Annotated in this window: 14 protein-coding genes; 12 read left to right on the top strand and 2 right to left on the bottom strand. The window is 55.4% G+C overall.

The window, feature by feature from the left end; all coding sequences use genetic code 11:
• The first annotated feature begins 88 nt into the window (after window positions 1-88).
• The 11 genes from E0E37_RS09885 to E0E37_RS09835 all read left to right on the top strand — a co-directional run bounded on the left by E0E37_RS09885 (window position 89) and on the right by E0E37_RS09835 (window position 15,624).
• Window positions 89-1,267 carry an acetyl-CoA C-acetyltransferase gene (locus tag E0E37_RS09885; RefSeq protein WP_130862895.1) on the top strand — a complete coding sequence of 393 codons (1,179 nt, stop codon included), beginning with the start codon at window positions 89-91 and terminating at the stop codon, window positions 1,265-1,267.
• Between the two features lie 313 nt (window positions 1,268-1,580).
• A complete protein-coding gene (gene ispE / locus E0E37_RS09880; protein WP_130862894.1) occupies window positions 1,581-2,543 on the top strand; it encodes a 4-(cytidine 5'-diphospho)-2-C-methyl-D-erythritol kinase in 963 nt (320 codons plus the stop codon).
• Window positions 2,544-2,839: 296 nt separating this feature from the next.
• Window positions 2,840-5,425, top strand: coding sequence for a DUF3794 and LysM peptidoglycan-binding domain-containing protein (locus tag E0E37_RS09875; protein WP_165445311.1), 2,586 nt, complete (start codon window positions 2,840-2,842; stop codon window positions 5,423-5,425).
• A gap of 256 nt (window positions 5,426-5,681) precedes the next feature.
• Window positions 5,682-6,356 (top strand): stage II sporulation protein R, encoded by a 675-nt coding sequence (locus E0E37_RS09870; protein ID WP_130862892.1) that lies wholly within the window; start codon window positions 5,682-5,684, stop codon window positions 6,354-6,356.
• A gap of 378 nt (window positions 6,357-6,734) precedes the next feature.
• Entirely contained in the window at window positions 6,735-8,480 is a 1,746-nt protein-coding gene (locus E0E37_RS09865) for a phospho-sugar mutase (protein WP_207302949.1), read from the top strand.
• 109 nt (window positions 8,481-8,589) lie between these two features.
• The gene (gene hslO / locus E0E37_RS09860; protein ID WP_130862891.1) at window positions 8,590-9,510 is read left to right on the top strand and encodes an Hsp33 family molecular chaperone HslO; all 921 of its coding nucleotides are present in this window, start codon (window positions 8,590-8,592) and stop codon (window positions 9,508-9,510) included.
• 55 nt (window positions 9,511-9,565) lie between these two features.
• Window positions 9,566-10,030 carry a large-conductance mechanosensitive channel protein MscL gene (gene mscL, locus E0E37_RS09855; RefSeq protein WP_130862890.1) on the top strand — a complete coding sequence of 155 codons (465 nt, stop codon included), beginning with the start codon at window positions 9,566-9,568 and terminating at the stop codon, window positions 10,028-10,030.
• 262 nt (window positions 10,031-10,292) lie between these two features.
• Window positions 10,293-11,381 carry a D-alanine--D-alanine ligase family protein gene (locus E0E37_RS09850; protein WP_130862889.1) on the top strand — a complete coding sequence of 363 codons (1,089 nt, stop codon included), beginning with the start codon at window positions 10,293-10,295 and terminating at the stop codon, window positions 11,379-11,381.
• A 49-nt stretch (window positions 11,382-11,430) separates the two neighbouring features.
• Window positions 11,431-11,874, top strand: coding sequence for a DUF1934 domain-containing protein (locus E0E37_RS09845; RefSeq protein ID WP_165445310.1), 444 nt, complete (start codon window positions 11,431-11,433; stop codon window positions 11,872-11,874).
• Window positions 11,875-11,960: 86 nt separating this feature from the next.
• Window positions 11,961-13,439, top strand: coding sequence for a S41 family peptidase (locus E0E37_RS09840; protein ID WP_130862887.1), 1,479 nt, complete (start codon window positions 11,961-11,963; stop codon window positions 13,437-13,439).
• 274 nt (window positions 13,440-13,713) lie between these two features.
• On the top strand, window positions 13,714-15,624 hold the full coding sequence (locus E0E37_RS09835; RefSeq protein WP_130862886.1) for a S8 family peptidase: 1,911 nt from the start codon (window positions 13,714-13,716) through the stop codon (window positions 15,622-15,624).
• Here E0E37_RS09835 and E0E37_RS09830 read toward each other — a convergent pair.
• Both E0E37_RS09830 and E0E37_RS09825 read right to left on the bottom strand, forming a co-directional pair.
• Window positions 15,621-16,328, bottom strand: coding sequence for a sulfite exporter TauE/SafE family protein (locus E0E37_RS09830; protein ID WP_130862885.1), 708 nt, complete (start codon window positions 16,326-16,328; stop codon window positions 15,621-15,623). The genes E0E37_RS09835 and E0E37_RS09830 overlap by 4 nt on opposite strands.
• A 256-nt stretch (window positions 16,329-16,584) precedes the next feature.
• The gene (locus E0E37_RS09825) at window positions 16,585-18,096 is read right to left on the bottom strand and encodes a DUF1846 domain-containing protein (protein WP_130862884.1); all 1,512 of its coding nucleotides are present in this window, start codon (window positions 18,094-18,096) and stop codon (window positions 16,585-16,587) included.
• 650 nt (window positions 18,097-18,746) lie between these two features.
• On the opposite strand from E0E37_RS09825, the gene E0E37_RS09820 reads away from it, so the two are divergent.
• Window positions 18,747-21,728, top strand: a complete 2,982-nt coding sequence (locus E0E37_RS09820) for an S-layer homology domain-containing protein (protein WP_130862883.1) — start codon at window positions 18,747-18,749, stop codon at window positions 21,726-21,728.
• Window positions 21,729-21,802 lie beyond the last annotated feature (74 nt).

Below are 21,802 nucleotides of genomic sequence, written 5' to 3'. Positions count from 1 at the left end.
ATATGATAGTCAACGTAGACAATCGGACCGAGTACAATTGGTACAATTTATCGTTAGAATAAATCATGTATGTGTAGGAGGACAAAAAATGAGAGAAGTAGTAATCGTTAGTGCGGCAAGAACTCCCATCGGCAGCTACGGCGGTACGCTGAAGTCCACACCAGCCGTTACATTAGGAGCGGTTGCTGTGAAAGAGGCCATCAAGAGAGCCGGGATCAAACCGGAGATGATCGACGAGGTGGTACTTGGAAACGTGCTGCAGGGCGGTCTGGGCCAGAATGTTGCAAGACAGATCTCTATGGCGGCTGGAATTCCGAAAGAAGTACCGGCGATGACCATCAACAAGGTATGCGGTTCCGGACTTCGTTCCGTAGGTCTGGCTGCGCAGATCATCAAAGCCGGCGACGCCGACATCATCGTCTGCGGCGGAGCGGAGAGCATGAGCTTGGCTCCTTATTATATGGATGCTGCCAGATGGGGCGCCAGAATGAACGACACCAAGATGGTGGACCTGATGGTTCACGACGGTCTGACCGACGTATTCAACAACTATCACATGGGTATCACCGCTGAAAATATCGCAGAGCAGTGGGGGATCACCAGAGAAGAACTGGATGAGTTCGCTCTGAAATCCCAGCAGAAAGCGGAAGCCGCCATCAAGGAAGGCAAATTTAAAGACGAGATCGTTCCCGTTGAGATCCCCCAGAGAAAGGGAGATCCCATCGTATTTGATACCGACGAATATCCCAAGTTCGGTTCCACCATGGAAAAGATGGCGAAGCTGAAGCCGGCGTTCAAGAAGGATGGAGTTGTAACGGCTGCCAACGCTTCCGGCATCAACGACAGCGGCGCTGCTCTGGTGGTCATGTCCAAGGAAAAGGCCGATGAGCTGGGCCTGTCCTATCTGTGCACCGTCAAGTCCTATGCGTCCGCAGGCGTAGATCCCAGCATCATGGGTATCGGACCTGTTCCGGCTTCCACCAAGGCTTTGGAGAAGGCTGGTCTCACCATCGACGACATGGATCTGATCGAGGCCAACGAGGCCTTTGCCGCTCAGTCCGTGGCAGTAGGCAGAGATCTGAAGATTCCGGAAGAGAAGCTGAACGTAAACGGCGGAGCCATCGCCCTGGGTCATCCCATCGGCGCGTCCGGCGCGAGGATCCTCATCAGCCTGATCTATGAGATGAAGAAAAGAAACGCGCACAAAGGTCTGGCGACGCTCTGCATCGGCGGCGGCATGGGTACTGCCCTGATCGTGGAGATGTAGTTTCCCCCTACGGGAGACCGCACAGACAGTCCGCGGAACATTTCCGCGGCCGCCGCGCAATGGCAGCGGCAAAATACGCAGTAGGCCGCAAGGGTGACCTTTTACATAGAGGGAAGGCAGCTGAAGACGGATACGAATATAAAAGGCAGAGAACCGGTTGCGGTTTTCTGCCTTTTTCCTTTCGGGGTCTGTTTTTGTAGCCGAGGGAAGAGTTGATGTAGTATAATGTCCGCAGAGAGCAAGGCAGGCGCGTGGGAAGACGACGACGCAGAATAAAAAAGGAATGTGAGATGAAGCGGGGTTGAGACAGGGTATGAAACGATACGGAATTGCAAAGAGGGAGCGGATCACACTGCGGGCATACGCGAAGATCAATCTGTCGCTGGATGTGCTCCGCAGACGGCCTGACGGCTATCACGAAGTGGAGATGGTCATGCAGGCCGTGGAACTGTACGATAAGGTAGTGGTGGAATGGGGCCCGGGAGGAGAAGGCCAGAGCATAACCGTGACGGCCAGTCTGCCTTACCTGCCCGTGGACAGCGATAATATCGCCTACAAGGCGGCGCGGATGATGCTGGATATTTTCAGACCCGGGGATCCGGCGGATATTCGGATCCATCTGGAAAAGCATATACCGGTGGCCGCGGGACTGGCGGGGGGGAGCGCGGACGGCGCCGCTGTACTGCGGGGACTGGCGCAGCTGTGGGGCCTGAATCTGTCGCTGGCAGAACTGTGCAGTCTGGGCGAACAGCTGGGCGCCGACGTGCCCTTCTGTCTGTGGGCCCAGGAGGGGCTGACCTGCGCGTTGGCGAAAGGGCTTGGCACAGAGCTTTCCGCTCTCCCGCCGCTGGATTGTCTGGTGCTCCTGTCCAAACCGCCGCTGAGCGTATCCACCGCCAGAGTGTACGGAGGGCTGAAACTGGATGAAATCTCTCCGGAAGCGCATCCGGACACAGCGGCTCTGATCGGCGGCCTGGAGCTGCTGGACCGTAAGGATGCGGATCCTCAGGACGGCTCCCTGCGCCGGCAGGGGCTGAGACAGATCGCGGATCATATGGCAAACCTGCTTGAGACGGTCACCCTTCCGGCCTTCCCCAGGGTGCGGGATACAAAGGAACGAATGGAAGGGGCCGGCACGGCGGCCGCTGTGATGATGAGCGGAAGCGGGCCCACCGTCTTTGGGCTTTATGAGGACGAGGATGAGGCGAGAAAGGCCTACGGCGTCATGAAGAAGATCAACCGGGAGACTTATCTGCGCAGGACCTATCTGGGGTAATACGCCAGGAAGGGAGAGGGCGCGTCCCTCTGTCCGCAGCGTCCCCTGACGGAGACTGTTTTTGCCTGGGCGGGCACTTCTGCCCGCACGCGGCGGACGGTCTCTGTTTTTTTGCGTAAAAAAGAAGCGCAGGAATCAGACAGACGTATTTTTGTTTGGAATAACAAGTCCTCCCCCGGCATAAGATGAAATGAGTTAAAAGGCCAATACTCACTTTTTCAATGCTGATATATAACCGCCGACGGCAGGCAGAACGTATGGAGCGCTGCTGCGGGGTAAATTTAGGGGGGAATACTATGGCACACGAAAAAGATCTTTACGAGATGGATAACATTCCGGATTACGCGATGCAGCCTGCCCGAGAGGATACAGATACATTCGATCCCGCCGTATATGAAAAGTTATTCTCAGAGCTGGCTCCGCTGGAGAAGGAAGAGGCGGAGCTCATTCAGGAGCACGCGGGAGACGAACTTGCGGCCCTGTTTGAGCGGATGATCGCCGCGGAGAAAAAATCGGAGGCGGAGACGATGGATCAGGCGGAAGTCTTCGGGGCGGAAGATCAGCAGACAGCGGACACGGCGGCATCGGATGGCCCGGCGGAGGGTCCGTCGGAGGAGACATCCCCGCGGGATGCGGAGACTATGGCTGCGTCGGACAGCGCGGACAGCGCGGCGGGCGCCGAAGGGGCTGAGGCGGAAGCAGCTGAGACGGAAGCGGCGACGGCGGGATCAGCAGAGGCAGCTGCAGCTGAAGGTACGGACCTTGGATCGCTGTCGGCGGCAGGAGCCATGGACGCGGAAGCGGCGGAGGGACCGGCAGAGAGACCGGCACCGTCGGAGACTGCGGCGGCAGCGCTGGAAACCAGTGGGGAGAAGGCGGAGCAGCCGGATCTGGTCAAGGCGGAAGCGCTGGAGAAGGCGTCTGAAGCAGCGGACGTTTCGATGGGGGAAGAGGACCCCGCGGAAGGACAGGAAGCCTTGGCGGAGACAGGATCGCAGGCGCCTGCGGAAGCAGCGCCTGAAGCGGAGGAAACGGCTGGGACAGACGCGGAGGCCGTGGAGACGGGCGCGGCGCCGGAAGGGGAACAGGAAGCGGCGGAGGCTGAGATCGAAGAGACCATCGCTCCCGCTGTATCCGAAGAACCGGAGGAGACGGAGGTCATGGCTCCGGCAGAACCGGTGGCCCCTGGCGGAGCGATGCCCACGGCGCCTGTGACCGGACCTGCGCCGTCAAAGATCATTCCGGCGGGAAGTTCTGTCATCAGCACCAGCCTGAAGCTGACAGACATTAAAAATAAGCCCAAGATGCGGATCTTTATCGAGGAGGACATTCTGGTCCCCGATGTGAAGCCGGATCTGGCCTCCGTTCTTTCCATGGAGGCGGCGGTGAATCTGTCGGACCAGCAGATCCCCGTGGGCGCTCAGGGTGCGGACAGCGTAAAGCTGGCAGGCGACCTGATGGTCTCCACCCTGTATCTGCCGGATCGGTCGGGGGAAGAAGGAAACATCATCGCCATCGAATCCCGCATTCCGTTTAAGCAGGAGGCTGACATCAAGGGAGAGCCGTACTCGGATCTGGTGGCCTCCGCGGCGGTGGAAAGCATTGATTACAGCGTGATCAACGAGCGCAAGTTCAAGGTGAAGGCCACGGTCCTGGTAGATCTGAAAGAGTACCGGGCGCTGAACCTGGATCTCTTTGAGGGATTGAAGGACGAGGAAGTTCAGATGCTGTCGGAAAGCATCCACCTCACCGACGTGGCTATGCGCAGGACAGACAGCATGGAGCTCTCCGAAGAGCTGCCCATGAAGGACGGAAACGGTCCGATGGGAAAGATTCTCTGCTTCGACGTCAACGTAGTGGAGAACCACAAGCAGATCACGGCGGAAAAGGCAGTCATCAACGGCACGGCTTATGTGAACGCCATGTATCTGACAGAGGAAGCGGACGGTTCCGATTTCGATCCGGAGGAAGGGGTACAGACGACTTCCGCCGAACCGGCGCTGTTCCAGGGAAAAGCGGAATTCACGCAGTTCATCAAGCTGGAGGACGACGGACCGGCGGAACGGGGAACGCAGAATCCCGTGGGCAGCAAGGTGGGCTTCCGGGTGGCGAAAGCGGAGCTGGCGCCTACGGCCCAGAACGAGGACGGCGGCGGAAACAGCCTGACGCTGAATCTGGATCTTGAGACCACGCTGGAACTCTATCAGGATCTTGAGACCGACATCGTCACCGACGTTTATCACCACATGAAGGAAATGCGCTACGATACCCGCGAGGTCAGCGTTATGAATCTCTGCGGCAGCGGCATGGCGGAAGTATCCGCAAGAGAGATCATCAATGTACCGGAAAAGTACGGAGCGGTGGACCGGGTGGTCTATATAACGGGCAGGATCTCCGACGTGCGGGCGGGACTGGACGCCGGAAAGAGTGTGACGGAAGGCGTGGTGAGCCTGTCCATGATCTGCATCGCCGCCGGCGATGAGAAGACTCCTTTCAGCCTGAAAAAGGATATCCCCTTCCGCTGTGCCATCGAGGTCCCGGGCGTCAGAGGGGACATGGAGGTGGACAGCGACGCGCTGCTCAAAGAACTGTGGTACGATAAGATCAACAACCGCCAGATCGAGGTCAACGCGGGCGTTCTGGTCAACACAGCCGTCTGCAGCAGGCAGAAGCATCCTCTGATCAATAACGTCAGCTTCGTGGAACTTCCGGAAAACGCCGGAAACGAGCCGGGCATCATCCTTTACATAACGAGAGAAGGGGACAATGTGTGGCGCATTGCCAAGAAGTACCGCACGACCATCGAAAACATCAAGAAGATAAACGGCATCGATGACAGCGGAAAGCTGAAACCGGGCACGAAGCTTCTGATCGTAAAATAAAAGAAGAAAATCAGCGCAGGACAACGGCGCGTGTATGGAATACCGCATGGATCAAAAAAGAACGGTATAAAACGAACTCACCCTGGCAAGACTTAAAATAACACATAAAAGATGTGCAGGCGAAGGCCGCGCGCCGCAGACCCACAGCCGCATTCAGCGGACTGCGGCGCGGACCGGAAACGCCGGCACGAAAAATCGCAGAACTGCATACTGTCGGCAAGGCAGGCAGAGCTGCGGGTGTTAAGGGGAGTCTCGTATGGATACACGAAAAAATAAATGGCGGCTGCTGGCGCTGGTCCTTCTGGCGATCTGCATTTACTCAGTATGGAATGTGCGCGGCGGCGGAAATGAACAGCTGACGAATCAGGATTTTATACGGTTTCACGTGATCGCCAACAGCGACTCGGATGAGGATCAGGCGCTGAAGCTGAAGGTGAGGGACGGCCTGCTTGAAAAAATCAACGGCGAACTGGTGGTGGAAGCGGCGGCAATGGCGGGCGTGGAGGATGATCGCGCGGGCCTGACGCTGGAACAGTCTCAGGAGTACATCCAGAGCCATCTGGCGGAGATCGAAGCCGCGGCGGTCCGCATCGTGGAGGCGGAGGGCTACGACTATGGGGTGACGGCAGAGCTTGGAGCCCGTTTCGTCCCGGAAAAAACCTACGGCAGCGTGGTATTTCCCGCGGGAAATTACGAGGCGCTGAACGTGACCATCGGCACGGGACAGGGACGAAACTGGTGGTGCGTTTTGTTTCCCCCGCTTTGTCTGATCGGCGCGGAAGTCCCCGAGGAGATGCAGTCCGACATTCTGGCGGCGGAGATAGAGCTGGACCCTAGGTATCGGGAGCTGGTGGAGGCGGCCCACAGCGGCAGACAGACGACCCTGAAGCTGGAGTTCAAAACGCTGGATTACCTGAAACGGATCGATTGACAGGAAGTCCGAACCCGGGCGTGGTCTAAGAGTTCCGATGATGAGCTGAGTCGGGCGCCGGCGGTCACGCAGGCCGTGGGACGGACCTGTGGAACCGCTGAGGAAATGATGAAAAATAACAGGCAGGAGAATACTGTGAGACAGTTCTCCTGCCTGTCTGTTTTTTGGGACGGCGATGGAGTCCTCTCGCTGATCGAAGTACGGGAAAAGTATTGGATCATAAAACCGCGGATAGTTTTCAGGAACAGGGAAATGTGATAAAATAATAAAATAACCGCAGACGGGTTATTTCACATTCCGGCGGGAAAGCTGAGAAAGGAACCGGACGATGGTCCGGACTTTCAGGCGGGGACGGAAAAGAAAGGATAAGGTATTGATATGAACAGCAAGTACGAGGATTCTCTGAAGAAGATGGAACGCTGGCTGGCCGTGAAAGGATTATCACGGGAGATATATGAAGAACTGGATGACTGCAGGAAAGCGCTGGAGCGCAGTTCTGAGGACGAAAAAGCTCTGGATGAGGTCTACGAGAGATTTTATAAGGAGCTGGAATTCGGTACGGGCGGACTGCGCGGGATCCTGGGAGCGGGGACCAACCGCATGAACATCTATACGGTGGGCAGAGCCACTCAGGGACTGGCAAACTACGTGAACCGGCACTTTGAGGGAAAAGCGGGCGGGCAGCCGGCGGTGGCGGTATCCTACGACAGCCGCAACAAATCGGAACTGTTTGCCATGGAAACGGCCAAGATCCTGGCTGCCAACGGCATCCGGGTCTACCTGTACGGGGAGCTGATGCCCACGCCGGCGCTGTCCTTTGCCGTGCGCTATTACGGATGCAGCGGCGGCGTCATGGTGACGGCCAGCCACAACCCGGCCAAGTACAACGGGTATAAGGTATACAATGAGGAAGGATGCCAGATCAATCTGGAACAGGCCGACGAGCTGCTGGGGGAGATAGAAAAACTGGATCTCTTCGATGATGTAAAGCAGGCGGACGAAGAGGCTGTAAAACGGATCGAATCTATTTCCCAGGAGACCGTGGACGCGTATATGGCGGCGGTGAGGCGGGAAAGTACCGGAGCGCCGGGCTGCGGCGAACTGGAAGTGGTCTACACGCCGCTGAACGGCACGGGCAATAAGCCTGTGCGCCGCATTCTGGAGGAGATCGGCGTGGGCAGGGTCCACGTGGTGCCGGAACAGGAGCTGCCCGACGGGAATTTTCCCACCTGCCCCTATCCCAACCCGGAAAAACGGGAAGCGCTGGCCCGCGGCCTTGAGCTGTGCAAAAAGCTGGGGACGGCGGACCTTCTGCTGGCCACCGACCCGGACTGCGATCGGGTGGGCGTGGCGGTCAAGCAGAAGGGTGACTATCAGCTTCTGACAGGAAATGAAGTGGGGATCCTGCTCCTGGACTTTCTGTGCCAGGTGCGGGCCGGCAAAACGGAATGCAGACCGGCCAGGACCATGCCGCAGCGTCCGCTGGCCATTCGGACCATCGTTTCCAGCCGCATGAGCGAGGCGGTGGCAGAGCACTATGGCGTGGAGATGACAGGGGTGCTGACAGGCTTTAAGTTTATCGGGGAGCAGGTAGGCATACTGGAACGTCAGGGACAGGAAGAGCGTTTTATCTTCGGTTTCGAGGAAAGTTACGGCTATCTGTCGGGGCCCTACGTCAGAGACAAGGACGCGGTGAATGCATCCATGCTGATCTGCGAGATGGCGGCTTACTATAAGACAAAGGGGCTGACGCTGGCCGATCGGATGGAAGAACTATACGCCCGGTTTGGATATTATCGCAACGATCTGCTGGACTTCATGTTTGAGGGAGCGGCGGGGATGGAAAAAATGGCGGAGATCATGGAGCGTTTCAGAAAGGATCCGCCCCGTCGTGTGATCGGCAGGACGGTGGTCAGCCGTACGGATTACCGCCACGATGAGACGAGACTGCCGAAATCCGATGTACTGGAATACATACTGGAAGACGGCTCCAGCTTTATGGTGAGACCGTCCGGCACGGAACCGAAGCTGAAGATCTATCTGTCCGCCAGGGCGGACAGCCGGGAGGCGTCGGAGGGGATCATCCAGGGTCTTCGGGAAGAACTTCCACGGTATGTAGAATAAAAAAAGTTTCCTCTGGAAACATGATTCGCCCTGGGGGCTCACTTTCACAGAGTAAACTTGTATAAAAAACGAAAAAACGCCGCCTGAGACGGCGGGCAGGAGGAAAAGTTTGAATAAAGCACTGATCGGAATCGATAAGAGCGGGTCTTACCGGGTATATCTGGCTGTCACCACCTCCCTGGCGGAGGAGGCCAGAAGGATCCACGACGCCACGCCGCTGGCCACGGCGGCGCTGGGCCGGGTGCTCACGGGCGCCGGGATGATGGGACTCATGCTGAAAAATGATGGGGACCGCCTGACGGTCCAGTTTAAAGGGGACGGTCCTGCCGGGGAAGTCCTGGCCTGCGCCGACGGCTCCGGCCGGGTAAAAGGCTACATTTCCAATCCGGATGTGGATCTGCCCAAACGGCCTGACGGAAAGCTGAACGTAGGCGGGGCGCTGGGCGCAGGCACGCTGACCGTGATCAAGGATCTGGGCCTGAAGGAACCATATGTGGGTCGTATCGATCTGGTCTCCGGAGAGATCGCAGAGGACCTGACCGCTTATTTCTTCGTGTCGGAACAGCAGTCCTCATCTGTAGCGCTGGGAGTGCGCATCGCGGTGGACCGCACCGTGGCGGCCTCCGGCGGGCTGATCATTCAGATGCTCCCGGGCGGGGATCCGCAGGCGATAGACGCGCTGGAATCCATGCTGGCGCAGATGCGGCCCGTGAGCACGCTGGTGGAGGAAGCGCAGAAGCAGTCCGCTGGAAAGTCGGCGGAAGGGCTGCTGGCGGATCTGCTGAACACGATCTTCGGCGGCATGCCGGAGGAATTTCAGGTGGAGCCCCTGGAATACAGGGATCTTTCCTGGCACTGCGGCTGTTCCATGGAGCGCATGGAGCGGGCGCTTTTGAGCATCGGAAAAAAAGATCTGACGGAGATCTGGGAGGAAGACGGGAAAGCGGAGCTGGTCTGTCAGTTCTGTCTCTCCCGCTACCAGTTTGATAAAGAACATCTGGAACGGCTTCTGTCGGAGGCCGGAGAGTAACGCCTGGGGGCCGGCGGACCGCCCGGGCAATTCACAGCAGGATAAGGAGAAAAAGATGTTTAAGGAGTTCAAGGAATTTGCGCTGAAGGGTAATGTGATCGATATGGCCGTGGGCGTTGTGATCGGCGGCGCTTTTGGAAAGATCGTCACATCGGTGGTAAACGATCTGATCATGCCGGTATTCGGCTTTCTCACGGCGGGAATGGATTTTAAATCGCTGAAGATGGTCCTCTCTCCGGCGGAACTGGACGCTGCAGGAACGGTGATCCGGCCGGAGGCCGCTATTTTGTACGGGAATTTTATACAGAACGTGGTGGATTTTCTCATTATCGCCGTCTCTATATTTTTGGCGGTGAAGATGCTGAACAAAGCCAAAAACGCGGCGGAAAAGGCTGCGGCCAAAAACGCCGTCCCTTCGCAGGAGGAGGGCCCCGCGGAAGAAAAACAGCCCACGGAGCTGGAGATCTTGGCGGAGATCCGGGATCTGCTGGCCGATGGAAAGGATACCCTTCAAAATTGAAGATTTCGTGAAAAATCAATTGATCATGCCATGAAAGGATTTGTTGTGTTATAATATCCCGAGGCTGTCTCGCCGCAGAGACCGCAGGCCCCGGCCGGCACGCGGCGTTCTTTTCGGAGAACGCCGGCGAAACGGAATTTGTGGCATAATCGTGCATCCCTCAGAATAAATCAATCCTGGGAGCATTTTTCGATAAAATACGGTAAAGATGTCCGCTTTCGGAAAATGTTTTACATTATTATAATTGGAGGCAGCTGCTGCAATGATGAAACTGGGCATTTTTTTTGGTGGAAGATCGGGCGAGCATGAGGTCTCGCTGATGTCGGCGACCTCGGTCATCAACGCGATCGATAAAGAAAAGTACGAGATCGTTACGATCGGGATCACGAAGGAAGGGAAATGGCTCCTGTACGACGGTCCTGCGGAGCACATAGAAGACGGCAGCTGGCAGGAGGAAGCGGAAGCGGCCCTGGCGGCGGATCCGGAAAAATACACGATCACCGTTCTGGGAACGGGAGGGAAAAGTCTGCGCGAACTCATCGATTTTGCGCTGCCCGTGCTGCACGGCCCTTACGGCGAGGACGGCACCATTCAGGGGCTTTTCGAGATGGTGGATATCCCTTACGGCGGATGCGACGTGATCGGCTCGGCGCTGGCCATGGATAAGATCGCGGCGAAACATGTGTTTTCTGTCATGGGCATCCGGCAGGTCCCCTATGTGTGGATCGACTCGGAGGATGTGCCGGGACTGCATGGCTGGCTGCGGCGCAAGATCGAGGAACGTCTTACCTGGCCCATCTTTGTCAAGCCTGCCAACATGGGCTCCAGCGTGGGACTTTCGAGGGTGGCGGAGGAAAAGGATCTGTGCCCGGCGCTGGAACTGGCGGCAAAGTACGACCGGCGCATCATCATCGAACAGGGCGTCAACTGCCGTGAGCTGGAGACTGCCGTATTGGGAAACCACGTGGCCAAGGTGGGCGCGGTGGGTGAGATCATCCCTTCCAATGAATATTACGATTACTCTTCCAAATACTGCGACGGCGGAAAAACCAGGCTATGTATTCCCGCCGACATTACGGAAGAACAGAAAAAGGAGATCCGCGCCACGGCGGTCCAGGCGTACAAAGCGCTGGACTGCAAGGGCTACGCCCGGGTGGACTTCCTCATGGACAAAGACACGGGCGAAATTTATCTGAACGAGATCAATACGATTCCGGGCTTTACCAGATACAGCATGTTTCCGCTGCTCTGGGCCGAGGCGGGCCTTCCCTATCCGAAACTGATCGAACGGATCATCGAGCTGGGGATGGAGCGCTACCGCATGAAATGCAGGCAGAGCGTGAACCGCTGAGCCGGAATGGTTCCAAATACAAGAGACAAAAACAGAGATGAGGGATACTATGAAAGATATCATGCTGAAGATCATCGGGCGTCAGATCATTCACGAGCAGGGGGTGGATGAAGAAGAGGATGTTCTGGAGTTCATGACGGAGGGTCAGCTGTACGAAAAAGGCGACTCGCTTTATGTGATGTATCGGGAGAGCGAATTTTCCGGTATGGAGGGCTGTACTACCAGCCTGAAGATCACAGGCGACAAGGTCCGCATGAAACGTTACGGCGCCTCGCTGCCGCTGGACACGGTGATCGAATTTGAAAAGGGAAAGCGGTTTGAGGGATACTACGATACGCCTTACGGGGCCATCGAGATGGAGGTCCTCACCAACACCGTTGAAAATCACCTGCAGGAATCTCCCGACGGCAGGGGCACGCTGGCCATCGACTATCACATCAGTCTGAGAGGACTGTCCGAAGGCCGCAGCAAGCTGGACATCGAGATCCTTTAACGGGACGGCGGCGGGAAGGCCAGAGGGCCTTCCCGTGAAATACAAAAGGAAACGCGCTGCGGCGCGGAAAACACGAGGGGGTTATTATGGATCACAACAAAGCGAAGCGTGTTGCCAGAGTACTGGCGCTGATTCTCTGCGCGGCCATGATCATCACGTCATTCTCCTTTGTCATCTTCCTTCCGGGACTGGTGGGGGCGAACGGATCCGTGGTGTACGCGGCGGAATCCAAAGTGAAGACGGACGCGGATCTGGAAAAGGAGCTGGGCACGCTCAAAAATCTGATCAAGGAGATCAGCAAAAATTATAAAGACGACGTGTCTTACGACACGCTGGTCAACGGAGCGTTCAGCGGGGTGCTGGAATCGCTGAACGACCCGTACAGCGTATACTATGCCACCACCGATGAAAGCGACAGCTTTATGGACAACGCCACCGCAGAGTTCAGCGGCATCGGCGTCAGCGTAGAACGGCACGCCGAGGGCTGCCGCGTGGTAGCGCCTATCCCCGGCGGACCGGCTGAAAAAGCGGGAATGCGCACCGGAGACATTATCGTGAAGGTGGACGGCGCCGACGTGGCAGGAAAGGAACTGACAGATATCACAGCGTTGCTGAAGGGGAAAGAGGGGACCACGGTCAAGGTCTCCGTGGACCGCAGCGGTCAGAGCCTTGATTTTACTCTCACCAGAGAAAAAATCCAGGAGACGACCGTTTACGGCAGCATGCTGGAGGATCAGATCGGATATATTCAGATCACCCAGTTCGGCAGCAACACGGATCAGGAATTTATCACGGAGAGGCTGAAGCTCCTCAATCAGGGGGCGAAGTCTCTGATCATCGATGTGAGAAATAATCCCGGCGGCGTCATGAACGCCGCGGCGTCCATCGCCAATCAGCTGATGGTGGAAAAGGGTCCCATCTTCCACTTCGCCCAGCAGGGAAAGATCGTGGAGACCGCGATGGCCTCGGGAAGCGCCACCAGAAGCGTGCCTGTGGCGCTGCTGGTCAATGAGGGAAGCGCCAGCGCCTCGGAGGCTCTGGCCGGAGCGCTGCAGGATTCCGGGACCGCCGTTGTGGTGGGGACCACGACCTACGGCAAGGGAATCGCCCAGCAGGTGGAGGAACTGGACAACGGAGCTTCCTATAAACTGTCCATGTTCTACTTCCTCACGCCCAAAGAGCATGTCATCGACAAGCAGGGGATCGCGCCTGACTACGCGGTATACAACGGGCTGGGTCTCAGCGAAGACCAGATCGAACAGGTCTATAAATCTCTGGCTCCCATGACGGAAGAGATAAAGTACAGCGCAGGGCAGACGGGACTGAACGTGTACGCCGCCCAGCAGCGGCTGGAATATCTGGGCTATGACGTGGAAACCACGGGGACCATGGACGCGGCCACGGTGGAAGCCATCAAGAAGTTCCAGAAGGAGCAGGGATTCAGCGCGTACGGCGGTCTGGATTTCACCACCATGAAGGCCATCTCCTCTGCGTTCAGCGATCATATCTACGGAGGAAGCGACGACAAACAGCTGGCCAAGGCCATTGAACTGCTTAAAAAATAGACGATCCAGTCAGGATGAGGACCGGCTCCGGGGAGGAGCCGGTCTCTTGGTTTTACAGTCTGCGATTCTTCATCTCATTTTCATAAAATCTTCATGGACCCGGCATTGACTTTTGGACTCCCGTTTTTTATGATGAAGGAAACAGGGTGAAGCAGAATGTTATCGGTCTAAAAGTGATCGAGAACGACAGCGCGAAAGGCAAATATGTTTTGAGGAAGCTGTCGTAATATAAAAACGATAAAAGGGGATCTTGCAGGAGGGGAAGGAGAACAGGATGAACAGGAGTATGAAACGGATCCTGTCCGGAGGTCTGGCAGTATGGGTGTTGCTGGCAGCAGCCGTTACGGGCGTTTACGCGCAGGGGGCGGACGCTGCGGGCGCCGGGCACGCCGCAGGAAACGGAAATGCAGAGGCAGAGACAGACGGTTACATAAACGGACAACCCAACTATGTGTACAGGGCCATGGGGAGCATTGCTTCCGACGAGCTTTTTGGACAGCAGTGGGGGCTATATAACGACGGTTCTTTTGTGATGGAGGAAAAGGGAAATCAGTTCCCCGTCTTTGACGATCCCTTTGAAGCTCCGTGGGACGAGGGAGAGTGGAACCTGGTCTTCAACTGGGGCGATGAAGCCAACGCGGCCGGCGGGCGCAGCCTGGTCTCGCCATCCAAAAAAGTTTCCTCGGTCAAGGGCGTAGACATCAACGTACAGGAGGCCTGGGACCGCTTCGATACCAACGGCAGAGAGGTCATCGTGGCGATCATCGACACGGGCGTGGATTATACCAACCAGCAGCTGGCCGACGCGATCTGGGTCAATGAAGGAGAGATCCCCGGCGACGGTATCGACAACGACGGCAACGGTTATGTGGACGATGTGTACGGCTGGAACTTTTACGACGGAAACAATAAAGTCTTCGCGGGGGACGAGGATAATCACGGGACCCACGGCGCCGGCACCATTGCGGCGGCGCGGGACAGCGAAGGCACCGCCGGCATAGTCGGAAGTTCCAATGTTAAGATCATGGTTCTGAAAGCTCTGGGAGGAAAAGACGGCACCGGCACCACAGAATCCATCATGGAGGCCATCAAGTACGCGGAGGCCAACGGCGCTTCGATCTGCAATCTCAGTCTGGGCACCACGGGAAACGATCAAACGCTGAGAAAAGCCATCGCGGATTCCAATATGCTTTTTGTGGCCGCAGCGGGAAACGGCAGCGACTGGACGGGCAGCGGCCAGAATACGGACCGCTATCCCACGTATCCGGCTGCATGGAATCTGAATAATCTGATCTCCGTGGCCAATATTCAGCCGGACGGCACGCTGCATTCCAGCTCGAACTACGGAGCGAACACCATCGACATCGCGGCGCCGGGCAGCTATATTCTCAGCACGGTGACCGGCGGCGACTACAGTTATATGACGGGAACATCCATGGCCGCCCCCATGGTCGCCGGAGTGGCTGCCATGCTCTATACGCAGTACGACGATCTGACGGCGGCGGAAGCGAGAAACATCATTCTGACGTCCGCGGCGCCCATGGACAGTCTCAGCGGCAAAGTGCGCACCGGCGGAATGCTGGACGCCGGTGCGGCGCTGGCTCTGAACAGAGCGGAGGCAAAAGACTATGCTTCCGCCGGCAGCGGCGCTGATGCGGACGGCAGCACAGGCGGCAATGCAGGCGGAGACGGACCCGCTGCCGTCCCCGCGCCGGACCAGAACCGCGGGCCGATCAGCACGCCGGCTGCCGTCCCCGCGCCGGACCAGAACCGCGGGCCGATCAGCACGCCGGGGACCGGCAGCGGAGGAAGCGGCGGGCAGACTGCTCCGGGGAAGGGCAGCGCGCCTGTCATACGCATCTTCACCGGTTCCGAACTGGGGCTGGGCAGGTCAAGATATCTGACCGTAAATGTGACGGACAGCGACGGCGATCTGAAAGCGGTGAGATACGCAGAGGGGACCAAAGGGGCCGCCTGGTTTGAAGGCGGCGGCAAAGGGACCTCCTTTACGCTGGACCGGAACGGAAACGGGAACTTCACGTACAGCGACAGCGGGACGTACACCTTCTACGCCGTTGACAGCAAAGGAAACGAGACAGTTTCCACCGTTAACCTGAAAGGAGGCGGCGCCCGCAGCGTCTTCAGCGATTTTGCCGATATGCTGGACTGGGTAATGCGTTTTTAGAGCAATAAAGTTGCGCCCGATATGAGCAGAAGGATATAAGTGAGCCGGAGGAATACCTCCTGGCTCATTTTTTTTGCCAGAATGCTTCCGGCAGCCACGCCCAGGATGAGGGCAGGGACCCCTATGACCGCCAGGTGGAGCGTGGGGGCGGAGAAGAGACCGGCGGAAGCCTGCTTTGCCAGCAGGTAGATGTTGAGAGCGATCCAGATCAGAGACAGAGTGCTGCGGAACTGCTCCTTTTCCGGTATCTTTTTCACCGCGTATATGATGAGAAGCGGTCCGCCGGAGATAAACATACCGTGTATGACGCCGGCGCCCAGCACGATCAGCATCAGGCAGGCCGGGGGCAGATCGCGTTCTTCTTTCTGAAACATTCCCCGCAGTGCGATGGCAATGATAAAGACGGCGTAGACCGGCAGCAGAAGATCGGGGGAAGCCTGCCTGTAAAGGTATTCTCCCGCGAACACACCGATAAACATCAGCACGAACATCCGTCCAAATTCCTTCCATGCGATGCTGCGCCAGCTTCTGCACACCACCATGAGACAGGCCAGCGTGGTGAGAACGGTGAGCACCGGCTTGGCAGTGTCGATGCCGAACATGAGAATGGCGAAGGGCATGGCCAGCACCGTACCTGCAAAGCCGGTGATCCCCTGAATGATGTTGGTGAGCAGTACCAGTAAAATAAACAAAAAATACAGCATCGAGTTCTGTCCTTTCTTTAAGCGCTTCTGCGGAGTTGGATAGTCTTATTATACTGAAAAACTATGCTGAAAGGTACCATAATTCTACCGGTATAAAAATTGCGCAAAGATAGATCCCTGTCCAGGCGTATTGTTCGGGCTCATTGCCCAGGCTTAGGCCCCGGCCCAAACGGACGCAAGACTGAAAAGACCCGGCCCGGAGCACTGTCTTTCGGCAGCGCCCAAGGCCGGGGCTCGCTTCATGCAGACCTTGCGGTCAGCTCTGATACAGATTGTTCGTGGAATACTCCGGCTCGCTGGTGGCGTCGATGCTCAGATCCCGGAAGATCTGATCGTCAACGTCGCTGAGGATAGCCGTACAGTGTGCTTTGCAGCCGGCCAGCTCCTTGAGCTTTTCCACGGCGCTCTTTGCCGCAGGATTGGTGGTGGCCGAGATCGTCAATGCGCTGAGCACTTCCTCGCAGTTCAGCGTGGACTTCTCCTTGTGAAGGATCTCCGTCTTCAGGTGCTGGATCGTGGCCAGTACCTCGGGGGAGATCAGCAGCATCTTGTCCGGGAAACCGCTGAGCGTTTTGATGGCGTTCAGGATCAGGGCCGCGCCTGCCACCATGCGGCGGGAACTGCGGCCGGTTATGATCTGCCCGTCAGGCAGCTCGATGGCCATGACGATGATATTTTCATACTTGCTGTCCAGATTCCGCTTGTATTCCGCATAATCCAGCGCCGGCTTTACCACGGCCCGATCTTCCACCTTCAGATTCAGATCGTCCATGAGCAGTTTGGCCCGCAGCAGAGCGTCCTCGTTGATAATTCCTTTTTTATAATCGCACTGTGCGATGAGATAGCGCCGGATGATCTCCTGACACGCCGCCCTGCGCACCGCCTCGTCGTCGGTAATGCAGAAGCCAACCCGGTTGACGCCCATATCCGTGGGAGACTTGTATTCCGCCTCCTCGCCGGTGATCCTCTCGATGATCCGCTTCACCACCGGAAAGATCTCCAGATCCCGATTGTAGTTGACCGCCGTCTGGCCGTAGGCCTCCAGATGAAAAACATCGATCATATTCACATCCCGAAGATCCACGGTGGCCGCCTCATAAGCCACATTTACCGGATGCTTTACAGGCAGATTCCAGATGGGAAAGGTCTCGAATTTGGCATAGCGGGCTTTTCTGCCCCGTTTCGATTCGTGATAAAGCTGATTCAGACATGTGGCCAGCTTGCCGCTGCCCGGCCCGGGTCCGTTTACCACCACCAGAGGCTTGTTCACCTCGATGTAGGGATTGGCGCCGAAGCCCTCGTCGCTGACGATGGTCTCCACATCGGTGGGATACCCCTTGGTGAATCCGTGCTTATACGTCTTCACGCCCCGGCGCTCCAGCTTGTTGATAAACATGTTGACCGCAGGCTGATCCTCGTAGCGAGTGACCACCACGCTGTTTATAGATAATTCGTACTTTCGGAAGGTGTCAATGAGACGCAGAACTTCAAGATCGTATGTAATGCCGAAATCCTGCCGCGTCTTGTTCGTCGTAATATCGCCGGCATAAACACAGATAATGATCTCCGCGTGTTCCTTCATTCGCTGAAGGAGCTTGATCTTCGCATTCTGGTCGAATCCCGGAAGGACCCGGGCCGCATGCTTGTCGTGCACCAGCTTGCCGCCGAACTCCAGATAGAGCCGCTCGCCTGCGCCCGCGCTGATACGCTCCAGAATGTACTTTGATTGCTCTTCAATATACTTGTCCGCATCAAATCCTTTGACCATATTGTCACCTCTTCTGTACAATTTCTTCTCTCGACATGCCTTTGGGCAACGGCTTGTCCCGGCCCTGCAGGCATTGAAACAACAGTAATGAGTATAACAGAAAAAGCGTGATTCGACAACAAGAGAAGTGAGTTCTCTTAATTATATAAAGGAAGAAAAACGGAATTCGCGCGATTTGACAAAAAGATTCATATTTTAACCATCTTTATAGTTTAAATGCGGCCGAAGTTATGGTATAATTGATGAATCCATAGAAGTGCAGTAGATAGGCCTTACCCGGGGTAGCGATCCGTTGATACGAGGCATATTGCCTTCGTGTCGCGAACCATTAACGCAGTTGTAACACGGCTGTAATGGACAAATGAACTCATTCGGGTATAATGGGTATTGTAAATTAAGTCGTTGCGAAATCGCCCAATTTCGTTGATTTTGCAATGAATCTAATTTATTACAGTAATATTACAATTCGAACTTGTGGTTGACTGCCGCAGTTGCGAAAGGTTATAATTCACTGTGATAGAATATGCTATGGGGTAACCTGTACGCATTTCTATAGATAATGTCAAATTATCTTCAGAAGGGGAGGATGATTTGAGCAAGAAAACCAAGAAAAACTCCCCTTCGAAGAATTCTAAAGGAGGAATTTCAAAATGAGAAAAGTACTTTCATTTGTGCTGGTACTGTCTCTGGTTCTGGGAAGCTTCGGAATGGCTTTCGCGGCCACCACGCCGAGCGACACAAGCTTGAGCGACATTGATGGCCAAAAATGTGAAGATGCCGTTCGTGTTCTGGCTAACCTGGACGTAGTTTCCGGATATGAAGACGGGACCTACAAACCGGAGCAGACAGTAACGAGAGCGGAGATGGCGTCTCTGATCATCAAGGCTCTGGGACTGAAAGAGACCGATGCTGTGCCGAAGTTTGCGGACAGCAAAACACACTGGGCGAAGGGATATATCGCTTACGCCAACACGCTGGGCATCATCAGCGGCAGAAGCGAGACCGTATTCGATCCCGACGCGACCGTAACCTACGACGAAGCGACCACCATGCTGATCAAAGCTCTGGGCTACACGGATGAATCGTTGGTTGGAACCTATCCCGCCAGCTTCGTTTCCAGAGCGAAGGTTCTGGGCATCCTGGATGGAATCCAGACCGGAACTGCCGGCGCCAACAGAGGCGATGTAGCGATCATGCTGTATCAGACTCTGGACCAGGCCATCGGTAAGGTCGACAAGGATGGAAACTTTAACGCTACCGTAATCGAGTGGAAGAAGGGTGACGGAAACGCTACTCAGGTTAAGAAGTATGACACCATGCTGGACCGTTTGGGCGCTGAGATTGCGTCCAGCAGCAACCTGAAGGGTGTGGCCGCATGGAGAGAAGACATTGATGAAGACGCGTTCATCGTATCTGGTGACGAAGACAGCATCATCAACCTGACTCCGTACAAGGGCGCCGCTGTCAGCGCTTATGTAAACAGCGATGGCGATGTTCTGGCGATTAAGGAAAGCTTCTCCACCTTCGTATCTGGCACCATCAAGGATGATGTTTTATCCCTGGCAGATGGAACCGAATACACTCTGAAGAAGGATGCGATCGACGATCTGACAAAGACCGCGGAATACTTCCAGAATGGAGATAATATCTCCCTGGCCAAGTTGGAGAAGATCGCCAGCGATGATCTGAGCGCTCGCAATGAAGAGGTAAACTTCACACTGGCAGTGGATCTGAGCGGAAAGAAAATCAATGAAGTACATTCCGTACTGTACTGGCAGGTAAGCAACTATGATTTACTGGAAGCAGATGATCTGAACGACATCACCAAGAACCACAAGCTGCTGGGTGTTGACTTCGATGAAGATAACAATGATGACATCGATCTGGACAGCTTTGAGCTGGTTGGTGTAAATTCTCTGGATGATATCAAGGCTGACATGGCTGCGTATGTTTACAAAAACAACGACAGCAAAATTGCCAGAGTTGCGGTAGGTCCGGTTGAGCGGATCAGCGGCGAAGTGGCGAAGGTAAATAGTAGCGGAACGAAAGTAACCGTTGATGGAAATGTCTATAAGTTCGCGAAGGAAGAACTTAAAGGCAACGGCGCTCCCGGTGAAGTTACACCGAATGAGATCGAAGCGGGCGACGACGTAGTACTGACCATGGATGCTTATGGATACATCTATGACTGCGACGCGGCCGGCGACTCCAACTACGCTGTCGTGCTGAGAATCGAAGACGACACCACCGACAGAGTAACCGGAGATGCTCAGCTGAAGCTGCTCCTCGCAGATGGATCCAGCAAGATCTTCTCTGTAGACAAAGATGATATTACCAAGGGTGCAATTACCGATGGAGTATGGAAGAAAAATATCGTTACCACCGGTGCAATTGTCAAGTACAATGTAAACAAGAGCGGCGTTATCGATGACCTGAGCGTTATCGTGACCAAGGGTGATGGCAATGACATCATCACTGCGAAAGACATCATTGCCGGAAGAGCCACCGCGGACATCACTGCAAAGGGTTACTTTGACGGCAAACAGCTGGCAACAGACGCAGTTCTCTTCAATTATGAGGATGAGAACTTCGGTGTCGGCGGCAATATGAGTGACAAGGCTGACGACTACAGCATTGCGAAGTATGAGAACGCTCTGGATTCCGAAGATGTAGATGCTTACTACGTCTACGATACCAATAAGAAGAAGATCGTAACGATGCTGATGGATAACGCTACCAGCTCCAACGACATCTTTGGTGTTGTAAACAGCAAGGGTAAGAACAACAGCGATGCCGGTGCTTACTACAATATGCTGATCGACGGCAAGGAAGTAACTTACAATGGTACGGATTCTAACGGTTCCGGTGGAACGGCTAAGTATGACGTAAGCACCGATCACGACAGTGAGCTGTACAGAGTGAAATTCGATGCTTCCGGAGACATCAAACAGTTCGATTCCTGGAACAATGGAAAAGATAAAGTAAACGTTGCAACGATCACTGTAGATGAAAACAATATCAAAGACGTAGCAATGAACAATCGTACATTCACTGCCACCAAGGGTTCTATTACGAACAAGTTCTACAATAAATCTGATTCCGTAACAGAAACAACAACTACCAAAGAGTCGCTGACGATCGACAGAGATGCGGTCGTATACGTATACGACAGAGTGGACGATGAATGGCAGATCGGCAACACGAGTGATCTGAGATCCTTGAGCGCTACTACCACTATCACGTTCTACGACGTAATCGATGAGGATGGTATCTATGACATTATCCTTATTGACAAAAAGTTTGCTAACGGATCCACCCCGGCTCCGACTCCGACTCCGTCTACCAGTGCTGAGGTACAGTTGAATTCAGGAGCGTCAGATGTTGCTAACACAACTGGTGTCGCGCTGAGCTTAGGCAATGCAACCGGAATCGACTCTGTGAAGACTGTTTCCGGAATGGAACTGAAGGTAGGAACTGACTACACGTATGACGGAACGACCTTCAAAATTATGTCTGCAGCTGCGGTTAAGGCGATTTGCCCCGATGAGGGTTCTACAGGAAAAGTGAACGTTAAGCTGGACAATGGAACTACTGTTCAGGTTACTGTAAAGCGTCTCACAAACGCAGTATAAAAATCAAAACGATGATCAATACGATCTGCTTTGGGATGAACCCCTGAGGATCAGATGGAATTGAGCGAGTCTTG

Source organism: Bacilliculturomica massiliensis, assembly GCF_900605495.1.
In the GTDB taxonomy this organism is placed as follows: Bacteria; Bacillota; Clostridia; order Peptostreptococcales; family Anaerovoracaceae; genus Bacilliculturomica; species Bacilliculturomica massiliensis.
This window is presented reverse-complemented; position numbering and strand designations above follow the sequence as displayed.